12 protein-coding genes and 2 pseudogenes are annotated in these 14,906 nt (G+C 60.5%); all 14 read left to right on the top strand.

Features of this window, described 5'->3' with window-relative positions; genetic code table 11:
* The first annotated feature begins 109 nt into the window (after nt 1-109).
* Nucleotides 110-718, top strand: coding sequence for an NADH-ubiquinone oxidoreductase (locus C9413_RS14765; RefSeq protein WP_039844559.1), 609 nt, complete (start codon nt 110-112; stop codon nt 716-718).
* 222 nt (nt 719-940) lie between these two features.
* The gene (gene nuoG / locus C9413_RS14770; RefSeq protein WP_039844560.1) at nt 941-3,022 is read left to right on the top strand and encodes an NADH-quinone oxidoreductase subunit NuoG; all 2,082 of its coding nucleotides are present in this window, start codon (nt 941-943) and stop codon (nt 3,020-3,022) included.
* 11 nt (nt 3,023-3,033) lie between these two features.
* A complete protein-coding gene (gene nuoH / locus C9413_RS14775) occupies nt 3,034-4,077 on the top strand; it encodes an NADH-quinone oxidoreductase subunit NuoH (protein WP_039844561.1) in 1,044 nt (347 codons plus the stop codon).
* A 40-nt stretch (nt 4,078-4,117) separates the two neighbouring features.
* The gene (gene nuoI / locus C9413_RS14780) at nt 4,118-4,609 is read left to right on the top strand and encodes an NADH-quinone oxidoreductase subunit NuoI (protein ID WP_039844562.1); all 492 of its coding nucleotides are present in this window, start codon (nt 4,118-4,120) and stop codon (nt 4,607-4,609) included.
* A 142-nt stretch (nt 4,610-4,751) separates the two neighbouring features.
* Entirely contained in the window at nt 4,752-5,366 is a 615-nt protein-coding gene (locus C9413_RS14785; RefSeq protein WP_022714827.1) for an NADH-quinone oxidoreductase subunit J, read from the top strand.
* A 24-nt stretch (nt 5,367-5,390) separates the two neighbouring features.
* On the top strand, nt 5,391-5,699 hold the full coding sequence (nuoK, locus tag C9413_RS14790; RefSeq protein WP_039844563.1) for an NADH-quinone oxidoreductase subunit NuoK: 309 nt from the start codon (nt 5,391-5,393) through the stop codon (nt 5,697-5,699).
* 7 nt (nt 5,700-5,706) lie between these two features.
* Nucleotides 5,707-7,706, top strand: a pseudogene (gene nuoL / locus C9413_RS14795) (NADH-quinone oxidoreductase subunit L).
* Nucleotides 7,706-9,217, top strand: a complete 1,512-nt coding sequence (locus tag C9413_RS14800) for an NADH-quinone oxidoreductase subunit M (protein WP_039844565.1) — start codon at nt 7,706-7,708, stop codon at nt 9,215-9,217. The pseudogene nuoL and the gene C9413_RS14800 overlap by 1 nt, the downstream one beginning before the upstream one ends.
* A gap of 18 nt (nt 9,218-9,235) precedes the next feature.
* Complete coding sequence (gene nuoN, locus C9413_RS14805) at nt 9,236-10,681, top strand: NADH-quinone oxidoreductase subunit NuoN (RefSeq protein WP_039844566.1); 1,446 nt, start codon at nt 9,236-9,238, stop codon at nt 10,679-10,681.
* Nucleotides 10,681-11,445: a biotin--[acetyl-CoA-carboxylase] ligase gene (locus C9413_RS14810; RefSeq protein WP_039844567.1), complete on the top strand. Its 765-nt coding sequence runs from the start codon at nt 10,681-10,683 to the stop codon at nt 11,443-11,445. The genes nuoN and C9413_RS14810 overlap by 1 nt, the downstream gene beginning before the upstream one ends.
* An 8-nt stretch (nt 11,446-11,453) precedes the next feature.
* Entirely contained in the window at nt 11,454-13,124 is a 1,671-nt protein-coding gene (locus C9413_RS14815) for a ribonuclease J (protein ID WP_039844568.1), read from the top strand.
* Between the two features lie 3 nt (nt 13,125-13,127).
* A complete protein-coding gene (mce, locus tag C9413_RS14820; RefSeq protein WP_039844569.1) occupies nt 13,128-13,532 on the top strand; it encodes a methylmalonyl-CoA epimerase in 405 nt (134 codons plus the stop codon).
* Nucleotides 13,533-13,654: 122 nt separating this feature from the next.
* Nucleotides 13,655-13,930: a DUF1467 family protein gene (locus C9413_RS14825; RefSeq protein WP_039844570.1), complete on the top strand. Its 276-nt coding sequence runs from the start codon at nt 13,655-13,657 to the stop codon at nt 13,928-13,930.
* A gap of 592 nt (nt 13,931-14,522) precedes the next feature.
* Nucleotides 14,523-14,906, top strand: a pseudogene (locus C9413_RS14830) (proline--tRNA ligase); the annotation flags it as partial.

Genomic DNA, 14,906 nt, shown 5'->3' on the forward strand with positions numbered 1-14,906 from the left:
GTGCAGGGTCTGATCCGTAACTTTCGCCCCGAGATCGAAGCGCGCATCGATCAGTACACGGCGAGCGCCATGGATCACGGTGCGGTTCTCGAGGCAGCGGAGTAGGAAGATGACCAAGGCATCTGGCAGCACAGGGAAGGATGGAGTGGCCGATTTCCCGGCGGACTTCGGCCGTCTTGCAGCCGAGATGCTGGAGCGGGCTCTGCCGATGCATCCGCTGATGGCGCCGCCCGTAGCGGCGATGGCTGCGGCAACTGCGATCGGCTTTGGTTTCTCGACGCAGCTTGCTGGCGCTTTTTTCGGCGCTCTGCAGGGTGTGTTCGAGGAGACCAACAGGATGGCGGAAGCCCTTGACGACACGCCGCCGGAGGAACCAAAGCCGCAAGTGCGCATCAAGCCGGAGAGTATCCGGCCGGCAGCGGCGGGGAAGGCCAAGCTTTCGATTGTCGGCGCAACTGGATCAAAGCCTACGGCACCGAAGAAGCCGGCGGCACGCGCGAAGAAGGCAGACGACCTGAAGCTGATTGCCGGCATCGGTCCGAAGCTCGAGCAGGTGCTGAATGCGAAGGGCATTCGGACCTTCGCCGAGATTGCCGCCTGGACGGATGCGGAAATCGCAAAGCTCGACGCCGAACTTGGTTTCAACGGCCGCGTTGTTCGCGACGATTGGACCGGTCAGGCGAAGGCGCTTTCTGCGAAGGGCCGGAAGCGGACGTGATCTTTTCGGCTGACCCAAGCAGCCGGAGGAGAATGGCGAAGCGGCAAGCGGGCAGGAGCCTGCGAACTGCGCGCCGATCGGGTTTCGGGTTTTCCGAATCCTGGAAGGACAATTTGGGCGACACCGGTGCCTGCGGGGGCAAAATCCCGCATGGCAGCGGTCATGTTGCAAAATAGGTTTGTTTGCCGCCATCCGGCGAACGGGAAACAGGACTGAGTGACGATGGCAAAACTGAAGATAGACGGCAACGAGATCGAAGTCCCGGATCATTACACGCTCATCCAGGCGTGTGAGGAAGCCGGCGCTGAAGTTCCGCGCTTCTGCTTCCATGAGCGGCTGTCGGTCGCCGGCAATTGCCGTATGTGCCTTGTTGAGGTGAAGGGCGGTCCGCCGAAGCCGCAGGCATCCTGCGCTATGGGCGTTCGCGACATTCGCGGCGGCCCGAATGGCGAGCTGCCGGAAGTCTTCACCAACACGCCGATGGTCAAGAAGGCCCGCGAAGGCGTCATGGAATTCCTGCTGATCAATCACCCGCTCGATTGCCCGATCTGCGACCAGGGCGGCGAATGCGACCTGCAGGACCAGGCGATGGCCTTCGGCATCGACACCTCGCGCTATCAGGAAGACAAGCGCGCCGTCGAAGACAAGTATATCGGTCCGCTCGTAAAGACGGTCATGAACCGCTGCATCCACTGCACGCGCTGCGTCCGCTTCACGACGGAAGTCGCCGGCATCTCGGAACTCGGCCTGATCGGCCGCGGCGAGGACGCCGAAATCACCACCTATCTCGAACAGGCGATGACCTCCGAGCTGCAGGGCAACGTCGTCGACCTTTGCCCGGTCGGCGCGCTGACGTCGAAACCCTTCGCCTTCACGGCCCGTCCGTGGGAACTGAACAAGACGGAATCGATCGATGTCATGGACGCGCTCGGCTCCGCCATCCGCGTTGATACCCGCGGCCGCGAAGTCATGCGCATCCTGCCGCGCGTCAACGAGGCGATCAACGAGGAGTGGATTTCCGACAAGAGCCGCTTCATCTGGGACGGCCTGAAGACGCAGCGTCTCGACAAACCCTATGTCCGCAAGGGTGGTCGCCTGCAGCCCGCGACCTGGGCGGAAGCCTTCGGCGCGATCAAGACTGCAGTTTCCAAGACGACCGGCGAAAAGATCGGCGCGATCGCCGGCGACCTCGCTTCGGTCGAGGAAATGTACGCGCTCTCCGAACTGGTGAAGTCGCTCGGTTCCGAGAACCTCGACTGTCGCCAGGATGGGACGGCACTTGATCCGTCGCTCGGCCGTGCAAGCTACCTCTTCAACCCGACGATCGAAGGCATCGAACAGGCTGATGCGCTGCTCATCATCGGCGCGAATCCACGCTTCGAGGCTGCCGTGCTCAATGCCCGCATCCGCAAGCGCTGGCGCCGCGGCGGCTTCCCGATCGGCGTGATCGGCGAAGGCGGTGACCTGCGTTATGATTACGAATATCTCGGTGCTGGTCCCGATACGCTGAAGGATCTGGTGGATGGCAACCATGCCTTCGCCAGGGTTCTGGCGGAGGCCAAGACGCCGCTGATCATCATCGGCCAGGGCGCGCTTTCCCGCACGGACGGCGCGGGTGTTCTGGCAAGCGCCGCAAAGCTCGCCGTTAATGTCGGCGCCGTGGCCGAAGGCTGGAACGGTTTTGCCGTCCTGCACACGGCCGCATCGCGTGTCGGCGGCCTTGACCTCGGCTTCGTGCCCGGCGCCAAGGGCGTCAACGGGGCTGCCATGCTGGCCTCCATGGAGGTGCTTTTCCTGCTCGGCGCCGACGAGCTGGACTTCACCGCCAAGAAGGCCAAGCTCACGGTCTATATCGGCTCGCACGGCGACAACGGCGCGCACCATGCCGACGTCATTCTGCCGGCTGCCGCTTATACTGAAAAGTCGGGCACTTGGGTCAATACCGAAGGCCGCGTCCAGATGGGCAGCCGCGCCGGTTTTGCACCGGGCGATGCCCGCGAGGACTGGGCGATCCTGCGTGCGCTCTCCGACGTCCTCGGCAAGAAGCTTCCCTTTGATTCGCTTGCCGAACTGCGCTCGAAACTCTATGCGGCGTTCCCGCATTTCGCCGCCGTCGACGAGATCGCCGAAGGCGACAGCGCCAAAATTGCCGCACTGGCCAAAAAAGCCGGGAAGATGAACAAATCCGGGTTTGCGTCACCGGTCAAAGACTTCTATTTGACGAACCCGATCGCACGCGCCTCGGCTGTCATGGCCGAATGCTCGGCATTGGCCCGCAACAACTTCAAAGTCGCGGCAGAGTAAGGGCAGGGACCATGGACTCTTTCTTTTCCACATATGTCTGGCCGGGGATCATCATGGTCGGCCAGTCGCTTCTCCTGCTGGTCTGCCTTCTGATCTTCATCGCCTATGTGCTCCTTGCCGACCGCAAGATCTGGGCGGCGGTGCAGCTTCGCCGCGGCCCGAACGTCGTCGGCCCCTTCGGCCTGTTCCAGTCCTTTGCCGACCTTTTGAAGTTCGTCTTCAAGGAGCCGATCATCCCGGCGGGTGCCAACAAGGTCGTCTTCCTGATCGCGCCGCTCGTCGCCGTGCTTCTGGCGCTGTCCACCTGGGCGGTCGTGCCGCTCGCAGACGGTTGGGTGATTGCCGACATCAATGTCGGCATCCTCTATATCTTCGCGATCGCCTCGCTCGAGGTCTACGGCATCATCATGGGCGGCTGGGCTTCGAATTCGAAGTATCCGTTCCTCGGCGCTCTCCGCTCCGCCGCACAGATGGTGTCCTACGAAGTCTCGATCGGCTTCGTCATCGTCAGTGTCCTCCTTTGCGTCGGTTCGCTGAACCTGACCGACATCGTCAATGCGCAGCATGACGGCCTTGGAACGATGCTCGGCCTGCCGGCGTCCTTCCTCGATTGGCATTGGCTCGCACTGTTCCCGATGTTCATCGTCTTCTTCGTTTCCGCGCTTGCCGAAACCAACCGTCCGCCCTTCGATCTTCCGGAAGCCGAATCGGAGCTGGTCGCCGGCTTCATGGTCGAATACGGTTCCTCGCCGTACATGATGTTCATGCTTGGCGAATATGCGGCCGTCTGCCTGATGTGCGCGCTGACGACGATCCTCTTCCTCGGCGGCTGGCTGCCCCCGGTTGACGTTTGGTTCCTGAACTGGGTACCGGGTATCATCTGGTTCACGCTGAAGGCCTGCCTGGTGTTCTTCATGTTCGCGATGGTCAAGGCCTTCGTCCCGCGCTACCGCTACGACCAGCTGATGCGCCTCGGCTGGAAGGTCTTCCTTCCGCTGTCGCTCGCCATGGTCGTCATCGTTGCATTCGTGCTGAAGCTGATGGGATGGGCATGATGATGTCCGCCCTCGTTTCAAGCAATTTTGGAGGTTGAAGATGGCAAGTTTGTCCAACGCCGTCGGCTCGCTGTTCCTCAAGGAATTCGTTGGCGCATTCTTCTTGTCGATGCGCTATTTCTTTCGCCAGAAGGCGACGATCAACTACCCCTTCGAAAAGGGTCCTGTCAGCCCGCGCTTCCGCGGCGAACATGCGCTGCGCCGCTATCCGAACGGCGAAGAGCGCTGCATCGCCTGCAAGCTGTGCGAAGCGATCTGTCCCGCTCAGGCGATCACCATTGAAGCTGGACCGCGCCGCAATGACGGCACGCGCCGCACGGTGCGCTACGACATTGACATGGTGAAGTGCATCTATTGTGGCTTCTGCCAGGAGGCCTGCCCGGTCGATGCGATCGTCGAGGGCCCGAATTTCGAATTCGCCACGGAAACCCGCGAAGAGCTTTATTTCGACAAACAGCGGCTTTTGGACAATGGCGACCGGTGGGAACGCGAAATCGCCCGCAACATGGCGATCGACGCACCTTACCGCTGATTGGAATTTGAAATGCCGCGCGGCGGGCACTCGCCTCCCGCGGTCAACATGCACCGGAGCTTTGCGGGCTTGACGTCACGCCAAGCTCCATTCGGGCAGGGAAACTCCCGGCTGCCCGGGGGAAGATGAAAAAGGCACCAACATGGGTCTGCAGGCTCTATTTTTCTATCTTTTCGCCTTTGTCGCGGTAGCGTCGGCGTTCATGGTCATCTCGGCGAAGAATCCGGTTCATTCGGTTCTGTTCTTAATCGTGACCTTCTTCAATGCCGCAGGCCTCTTCCTGCTGCTCGGCGCCGAGTTCCTGGCGATGATCCTGCTCGTTGTCTATGTCGGCGCAGTCGCGGTCCTTTTTCTCTTCGTGGTCATGATGCTCGATATCGACTTCACGGAGCTGCGCGCGGGCGTTCTTGAATACGCACCGATCGGCGGCCTGATCGGTCTGGTTCTTGCGGCCGAACTCATCGTCGTTGTCGGCGGCAGCGTGATCTCTCCGGAAGTCGCAAAGACCGTCGCGATGCCGATCCCGGCCATTACCGAGCGCACCAATACCGCCGCCCTCGGCGACGTGCTCTATACGAACTACGTCTACTTCTTCCAGATCGCCGGCCTGGTGCTTCTTGTCGCAATGATCGGGGCGATCGTGCTGACGCTGAGGCACCGTACCAACATCAAGCGGCAGAACATTCCAAGACAGGTTGCCCGCACGCCCGCAACTGCCGTTGAGGTGGTCACGGTCAAGCCGGGGCAGGGCCTCTAAAGGCAGGGACAAGGAACAAAGAACATGGTCATCGGTCTTTCCCATTACCTGACGGTTAGCGCCATTCTCCTCACGATCGGTATTTTTGGCATCTTCCTCAACCGGAAGAACGTCATCGTCATCTTGATGTCGGTCGAACTCATCCTGCTTGCGGTCAACATCAACATGGTCGCCTTCTCGTCGTTCCTGAACGACATCGTCGGCCAGGTCTTTGCACTTTTCATTCTGACGGTTGCCGCGGCTGAGGCGGCGATCGGTCTTGCAATTCTTGTTGTCTTCTACCGCAACCGCGGCTCGATCGCGGTCGAAGACGTTAATATGATGAAGGGCTGAGTGGCTCATGTTCCTCTATAAGGCTATCGTCTTTCTTCCCTTGATCGGCGCGATGATCGCCGGCCTCTTCGGCCGTGCGATCGGCGCCAAGGCATCGGAATACGTCACCTGCGGCCTGATGATCGTCGCTGCCGTCCTGTCCTGGTACGTCTTCCTCACCGTCGGCATGGGCATCTCGAAGGCGGGCCGATCAAGGTCGAGGTCCTGCGCTGGATCCAGTCCGGCGGCATCGACGTTTCCTGGTCGCTGCGCGTCGACACGCTCACCTCCGTCATGCTGATCGTCGTCAACACGGTCTCGACGCTGGTGCATATCTACTCGATCGGATACATGCACCATGATCCGCATCGTCCGCGCTTCTTCGCCTATCTCTCGCTCTTCACCTTCGCAATGCTGATGCTGGTGACCTCCGACAACCTCGCCCAGATGTTCTTCGGCTGGGAAGGCGTGGGTCTGGCTTCGTATCTGCTCATCGGGTTCTGGTACAAGAAACCGTCGGCAAACGCCGCCGCAATCAAGGCCTTCGTCGTCAACCGCGTCGGCGACTTCGGCTTCGTACTCGGTATTGCCGGCATCTTCGTTCTATTCGGTTCGATCAACCTCGACACGATCTTCGCCAATGCCTCGAGCTTCGCGCCGCCTGATGGCGTCGAATCCGCGGGTGAAGTCGTACTTAACCTCTTCGGCATGCAGCTCGACAAGGCGCATGCGCTGACCGGCATCTGCCTGTTGCTCTTCATGGGCGCGATGGGCAAGTCCGCTCAATTCCTGCTGCATACCTGGCTGCCGGACGCTATGGAAGGCCCGACTCCGGTTTCGGCACTCATCCACGCCGCGACCATGGTCACCGCCGGCGTCTTCCTCGTCGCACGCATGTCGCCGCTCTTTGAATTGTCGCCCGATGCGCTGGTCTTCGTCACCATGATTGGCGCGATCACCGCCTTCTTCGCGGCGACCGTCGGTCTCGTGCAGAACGACATCAAGCGCGTCATCGCCTATTCGACCTGCTCGCAGCTCGGCTACATGTTCGTGGCGCTCGGCGTCGGGGCCTACGGTGCGGCGATCTTCCACCTCTTCACACACGCCTTCTTCAAGGCGCTGCTCTTCCTCGGCGCCGGATCGGTGATCCATGCCGTCGACGGCGAGCAGGACATGCGTTACATGGGCGGCCTTCGTAGGCACATCCCGGTTACCTTCTGGATGATGACGATCGGCACGCTGGCGCTGACCGGCGTCGGCATTCCGTTCACGCCGGTCGGTTTCGCCGGCTTCTTCTCGAAGGACGTGATTATCGAAGCGACCTACGCCTCGCATTCACCGGTTGCAGGCTTCGCGTTTACGCTTCTGGTGATCGCGGCCCTGTTCACGAGCTTCTATTCCTGGCGTCTTGCCTTCCTCACCTTCTTCGGCACGCCGCGTGCCTCGCACGAGGTGATGCACCACGTCCACGAATCGCCGCAGGTCATGCTCGTGCCGCTCTATCTTCTGGCGGTCGGCGCGGTTCTCGCGGGTGTCCTGTTCGAGGGCTATTTCTACGGCCACCACTATGCCGAGTTCTGGAAAGGCGCGCTCTTTACCGGCGCCGAAAACGAATTGCTGGAAGAATTCCACCACGTGCCGGCGTGGGTGGCGCTGAGCCCGTTCATCGCGATGCTTCTCGGCTTCGTGACGGCCTGGTACATGTATATCAAGTCGCCCTCGACGCCGCGCGTTCTCGCGCAGCAGCACCGCGTGCTTTACCAGTTCCTGCTCAACAAGTGGTACTTCGACGAGCTCTACGATTTCCTCTTCGTCCGTTCCGCCAAGGCGCTCGGCCGCTTCCTGTGGAAGAAGGGTGATATCGGAGTCATCGACGCTTACGGCCCGAACGGCGTTGCCGCCCGCGTCGTCGACGTCACCAATCGCGTCGTCCGCCTGCAGACCGGTTACCTCTATCACTATGCCTTCGCGATGCTGATCGGCATTGCCGCACTCGTTACCTGGATGATGCTCGGGAGTTCCTTCTGATGACCGATTGGCCCATTCTTTCAACGGTCACCTTCTTGCCGCTCGTCGGCGTGGTGCTTCTGCTGCTGATGAGCGAAAACGGCCCGAGCGGCAGGCGCAACGTGCTTAACATCTCGTTGATCACGACGATCGTTACGTTCATCGTTTCGCTGTTCATCTGGATCGGTTTCGACAATGCGAATCCGGGCTTCCAGATGGTCGAGAAACATAGCTGGCTCGGCACGGGCATCGGTTATCATGTCGGCGTCGACGGCATCTCGATGCTGTTCGTCGTCCTGACGACGGTCCTCATGCCCTTCTGCATTCTGGCGAGCTGGCTTTCCATCGAAAAGCGCCTGAAGGAATACATGATCGCCTTCCTCATCCTTGAAGTGATGATGGTCGGTGTCTTCGTATCGCTCGATATCGTGCTCTTCTACGTCTTCTTCGAAGCGGGTCTCATTCCGATGTTCCTCATCATCGGCGTCTGGGGTGGCAGGGACCGCGTTTACGCAAGCTACAAGTTCTTCCTCTACACGCTGCTCGGTTCGGTATTGATGCTGCTCGCCATCATGGCGATGTACTGGCAGGCCGGCACGACGGATATTTCCGCGCTGCTTTCCTACAAGTTCCCGCCTGCGATGCAGACCTGGCTGTGGCTTGCCTTCTTCGCCTCTTTTGCGGTGAAGATGCCGATGTGGCCGGTTCACACCTGGCTGCCGGATGCGCACGTCCAGGCACCGACGGCCGGGTCCGTCATCCTGGCGGGCGTGCTGCTGAAGCTTGGCGGTTACGGCCTCATCCGCTTCTCACTCGGCATGTTCCCGGTCGCGTCCGATTTCTTCGCGCCGCTGGTCTTCGCCCTGTCGGTGATCGCCATCATCTACACCTCGCTGGTCGCGATGATGCAGGACGACATCAAGAAGCTGATCGCCTATTCGTCGGTTGCTCACATGGGCTACGTCACCATGGGCGTCTTCGCGGCGAACATGCAGGGCGTGCAGGGCTCGATCTTCCAGATGCTGTCGCACGGCATCGTTTCGGGCGCGCTCTTCCTTTGCGTCGGCGTCGTCTATGACCGCACTCATACCCGAGAGATCGTGGCTTATGGCGGCCTGGTCAACAACATGCCGAAATATGCCGTCGCCTTCATGGTCTTCACCATGGCGAATGTCGGCCTTCCGGGCACCTCGGGCTTCATCGGCGAATTCCTGACGCTGATGGGCGTCTTCCGCGTCAATACATGGGTAGCGCTCTTCGCCGCAACCGGCGTGATCCTGTCGGCAGCCTACGCTCTGTGGCTCTACCGCCGCGTGATCTTCGGCGCGCTGGAAAAGGAAAAGCTGAAGGCGCTTCTCGATCTGTCGCCGCGCGAGCAACTGATCCTCTATCCATTGGTGGCACTGACGATCTTCTTCGGCGTCTATCCGGCGCCGGTCTTCGATGCGACGGCCGCCTCCGTGGATATGCTGGTGAACAACTATACGGCCGCCGTAAACGCTGCGCACGACGTTGCGCTGTCGATGAATTGATGACGGGACTTTTTGGACATGACCGCTGAAACCATTCTCGCAAGCCTGCATCTTTCCGCGCCGGAGATCATCCTCGCGGTCGGCGCCCTTGTCCTGCTCATGATCGGCGTCTTTGCGGGCGAGCGGTCGGGCCGTATGGTGAGCGTTCTGGCGCTGATCCTGTTTGCGGCCTCTGCGCTGTGGCTGATCTTCGTGCCGGGCGATGGTCTCGCTTACGGCGGCGTCTACCAGGCGGACGGTTTCTCCCGCTTCATGAAGATCACCGCGCTCGTCGGCTCCTTCGCAGCGCTCTTCATGTCGATCGGTCTTGCCAGGGAAAACCAGCTCGACAAGTTCGAGTTCCCGGTCCTGCTCGTGCTCTGCACCCTCGGCATCTTGCTGATGATCTCGGCAAACGACCTGATCGCGCTCTATCTCGGTCTCGAGCTGCAATCGCTGGCGATCTACGTCGTGGCGGCGATCAACCGGGAGAACCTGAAGTCCACCGAAGCGGGCCTCAAGTATTTCGTTCTCGGCGCGCTTTCCTCGGGCTTGCTGCTTTACGGCATGTCGTTGGTCTACGGCTTCACCGGCCATACGCATTTCGACGATATCGCCCAGGCGCTTTCCGCCGAAGGTGCCCGCTCGCTTGGCCTGGTCTTCGGCTTGGTCTTCATCCTCGCGGGCATTGCCTTCAAGATCTCGGCGGTCCCGTTCCACATGTGGACGCCGGACGTTTACGAAGGTGCGCCGACCCCGGTCACCGCCTTTCTAGCAAGCGCGCCGAAGGTTGCGGCCATGGCCATGATGACGCGCATCGTCATCACCGCCTTCCAGCCGGTCATCGCCGACTGGCAGCAGGTCGTGGTCTTCATCTCGATTGCCTCGATGCTGCTCGGCGCCTTCGCCGCCATCGGGCAGCGGAACATCAAGCGTCTGATGGCCTACTCCTCGATCGGTCACATGGGCTATGCGCTCGTCGGGCTTGCCGCCGGCAACCAGACCGGCGTGACGGGCGTGATGCTCTACATGGTCATCTATATGGTCATGACGCTCGGCTCCTTCGCGATCATCATGTCGATGCGCCGCAAGGACGGCACGGTCGTCGAAGCTGTCGACGATCTCGCCGGCCTTTCCAGCACGAACCCCTTCATGGCGACGGTGCTGACGGCCCTGATGTTCTCGCTCGCCGGCATTCCGCCGCTTGCAGGCTTCTTCGCGAAGTACTTCGTCTTCGTCGCTGCCATCGAAGCCAAGCTCTATGCGCTCGCCATCATCGGCGTTCTCGCCTCGGTCGTCGGGGCCTACTATTATCTGCGTGTCATCAAACTGATGTGGTTTGATGAAGCGACGGATGAGTTTGCCCGCGTTTCCGGCCCACTTCGCCTCGTCTTCGGCCTTTCCGGCCTGTTCGTTCTTGCCTATGTCGTTATCGGTGGCCCGATTGGCGGTGCGGCCGAGCTCGCGGCTGCGACGCTCTTTTGATGATGTTTCCCGTGCGGCGCCGGATATCGCTCGGCGATTTCCGGCACGAGGCGCTGTCGGAAACATCCTCCACCAACAGCGAATGCCTTGCCCGTGCCAGGGCAGGGGACGATGGCTTCCTGTGGGTGACCGCGGAAAAGCAGACCAGTGGCCGCGGCCGCCGCGGCCGCGCGTGGGCTTCGGAACGGGGCAATCTCTACGCTTCCCTTCTCTTGATCGATCCGGCGCCGATGGAGCGCCTTTCGTCGCTTCCGCTGGCAATCGCCGTTGCCGTGCATCAGGCAATCCGCATGGTTCTGCCGCCTGGCGCAGCACCGCTCGAGGTGAAGTGGCCGAACGACATCCTGATCGGCCGCAGGAAGACCTGCGGAATCCTCGTCGAAGGTGAAAAACTTGCAGATGAGCGCTACGCGCTGGTGATCGGGATCGGCATCAACGTCGCCCTCATGCCCGACAATCCGCTCTACCCGGTGACCTGTCTGCGCCAAGAGGGAAGTACCGCCGCCCCCGAAGAACTCTTCGCCCATCTCTTCGCTTCGACGGCAGAGGTGCTCGATATTTGGAACGAAGGACGAGGCGTTCGCGAGATCACCGCCCGTTGGCGGGATGTCGCCTGCGGCATCGGCGAGAAGATCACGGTCAATCTGCCGGACCGCTCGATTTCCGGACAATTCGCCGGGATTGATGATAATGGCTTGTTGATGCTCGAAACCGGCACGGGCAAGATGATGCAGATTGCCGCCGGGGATGTATTTTTTGGATAGTGGAGATTATGGCTAAGCAGGACGAACTGGTATTTCTGCCTTTGGGCGGTGTCGGCGAGATCGGCATGAATCTCGCGCTATACGGCTACGGCCCGGCAGATCACCGCCAGTGGATCATGGTCGATTGCGGCGTCACCTTCCCGGGTCCGGATCTTCCGGGCGTCGATCTGGTGCTGCCCGACATCCGCTTTCTCGCTGCCGAGCGTAAGAACCTCAAGGCGATCATCATCACGCATGCGCATGAGGATCACTACGGTGCACTGGCCGACCTCTGGCCGGGCCTGAATGTTCCCGTCTACGGCTCGCCCTTCACCGCGGGCCTGCTGGAAGCCAAGCGCAATTTCGAGAAAGATGCGATCGGCGAAGTGCCGGTGACGATCTTCAAGGCAGGCGATACGATCAATGCCGGTCCCTTCAGCATTGAAGGCGTGGCTGTCAATCACTCGATCCCCGAGCCGATGTCGTTGATGATCCGCACGCCGCTCGGCAATGTGATCCATACCGGTGACTGGAAGATCGACCACGAGCCGTCGCTTGGACCGCTGACCGACGAGACCCGCTTCCGCCAGCTCGGGGACGAGGGCGTGTTAGCGCTGATGTGTGACTCCACCAATGCGCTTCGCGACGGCGTTTCGCCGTCCGAAAAGGATGTTTCGGAAAGCCTGAGCAGGATCATCGAGAATGCCGAAGGCCGCGTGGCGGTCACCAGTTTCTCCTCGAATGTCGGCCGTATCCGCACCATTGCCGAGGCCGCTGAAGCCGCAGGCCGCGAAGTCTTGCTGCTCGGAAGCTCGCTGAAGCGCGTCGTCGATGTCTCGCGCGAGATCGGACTGATGGAAGGCGTCAAACCATTCATCTCCGAGGACGAATACGGCTATATCCCGCGCGACAAGGTCGTGGTCATCCTGACCGGCAGCCAGGGCGAGCCGCGCGCAGCGCTTGCCAAGCTATCGCGCGACGAGATGCGCAACGTCGCACTCGCCGCCGGCGATATCGTCGTCTTCTCCTCCCGCGCCATCCCCGGCAACGAGAAGGCGATCCAGGATATCAAGAACGGCCTCACCGAACAGGGCGTGCACGTCATCACCGACAACGAAGCGCTGGTTCACGTCTCCGGCCATCCGCGCCGCAACGAGCTTCAGAAGATGTACGAGCTGACACGCCCGAAGATCGTCGTGCCCGTGCACGGCGAGGCGACGCATCTGACAGCTCACAAGGAACTGGCGGAACAATCCGGTATCGGCATCGTGCCGCGGGTGCGCAACGGCGATATTCTGCGGCTTGCGCCCGGTCCGGTCGAGGTCATCGACGAGGCGCCGCACGGACGCATCTACAAGGACGGCATGCTCATCGGCGATTTCGACGAGATGGGGATAGGCGAGCGCAAGAAGCTCTCCTATGTCGGCCATGTCGCGGTCAACCTCGTGGTCGACAGCCGCTACGACATTGTGGGCGATCCCGATCTCGTGGCCATTGGCCTGCCGGTCTATGACGACGAGGGCGACGAGATGGAGGACACGCTCTTCGACGCCGTCGTCGGCGCTATCGAGAGCATCCCGCGCGCCCGCCGCAAGGACCTCGACATGATGCAGGAAGCGGTGCGCCGCGCGGTCCGCGCTGCGGCAAACCAGACCTGGGGCAAGAAGCCGATAGTCACGGCGTTCATCACAAAGGTCTGATCGATGCTTGGCCGCGTCAACCACATCGCCATCGCCGTCCCCGACCTTGCCGCAGCAACGGCAGGCTACCGCGATACGCTGGGTGCCAGGGTCTCGCAGCCGCAAGCTTTACCTGAACACGGCGTCACCGTCGTCTTCGTCGAATTGCCGAACACCAAGGTCGAACTGCTGGAGCCGCTGGGCGACAATTCGCCGGTTGCCGCCTTCCTCGAAAAGAACCCTTCCGGCGGCATGCATCACATCTGCTACGAGGTTTCGGACATTCTTGCGGCGCGCGATCAACTCGCGAAATCGGGCGCGAGGGTGCTTGGCAGCGGCGAGCCGAAAACCGGCGCCCATGGAAGGCCGGTGCTCTTCCTGCATCCGAAGGACTTTTTCGGCACCCTGATCGAGCTGGAACAGGTCTGAGGCAGGCTGCGGCAGAGGGACCTGACTGCGGAAGGGTCCGGATATGGGATTTGAGCTATCCACCATTCCGCTCTATAAGCGCGTCTGTCGCACTGTTTGCAACGGCGTCTCGGGACACAGAAATGCTGCAGATTTTTCTACAGGGCTTTGCCGTCTATTTCATCGTCTGGTGGATCACGCTTTTTGCCGTGCTGCCGATCGGCCTGCGCACGCAGGCGGAGGACAACGATGTGGTTCTCGGCACCGTTCCGAGCGCGCCGACGCGTTTTCGGGCGCTCTTCACCTTTTCACTGACGACCATTGTTTCGGGGGTCGTCTATGGCGCGTGGTATATCTCCTCGACCTATTTCGGCTGGGGTTTCGACGCCCTCCCGCAGATTGGCCCGAGCTTCCGATGAAGTGGAGCTTTTGCTCAATCTTTGAGCATATGTAAACTTGCCGGGAAAGCCGGAGCTGTCATACGGACATCACGGAAATGACGCAGCGGACTCACGCAACGGCATGACGCCTTGCCGTAGGGTAAGAAGTAGGGCTTTTTGCGCCGCGTTAGGCTGGAAAAACCAAAAAAAAACAAGGCTGAAAGCCTTGTTTTAAGTATCGCGTGATCTGTAACCGTTGCCGGGGCTGCGACGAGCGCGCCTAAGATCTGATCCTCCCAAGACTTGACCGCGAATTCGACAGGAATTTAATCTCCCTGCCTGTTTTGTGAGCTAAAGCTAGCTCAAAGATTAAGCTTTGTCATCAGCTTTTTTTGCATTTTTGCTACACTTGAGAAAAAAATACCTGTTGACAAGATTTTGATGCAAACCTTTAGAAATGCCCGCTTTTTTTCGCACAGGCATTTTTCGGCCGCAAACTTGCGTCTACGATAGGCTGCTCGCGCATCACGCGGGTTTCTTTCCGGCCGCGAAGCGGTTATGACGCTCCCGATATCAACGATCGCCGTCGATTCCGCACGAGAGCGGAATCCCAACTGCTCTGGAATCCGCCATGCGTCTGTCCCGCTATTTCATGCCCATCCTCAAGGAAAACCCCAAGGAGGCGGAAATTGTCTCCCACCGGCTGATGCTGCGCGCCGGCATGATCCGCCAGCAGTCGCAGGGCATTTATTCCTGGCTGCCGCTCGGCAAACGCGTTCTCGACAAGGTGAATTCCATTATCCGCGAGGAGCAGAATCGTAGCGGCGCGATCGAGCTTTCCATGCCGACGCTGCAGTCCGCCGAGCTCTGGCAGGAAAGCGGGCGCTACGACGCCTATGGCAAGGAGATGCTGCGTATCAAGGACCGCCAGGACCGGCCGATGCTCTATGGACCGACGAATGAGGAGATGGTGACGGAGATCTTCCGTTCATACGCCAAGTCCTACAAAAACCTG

Source organism: Rhizobium sp. SEMIA 4085, assembly GCF_013004495.1.
In the GTDB taxonomy this organism is placed as follows: Bacteria; Pseudomonadota; Alphaproteobacteria; order Rhizobiales; family Rhizobiaceae; genus Rhizobium; species Rhizobium gallicum.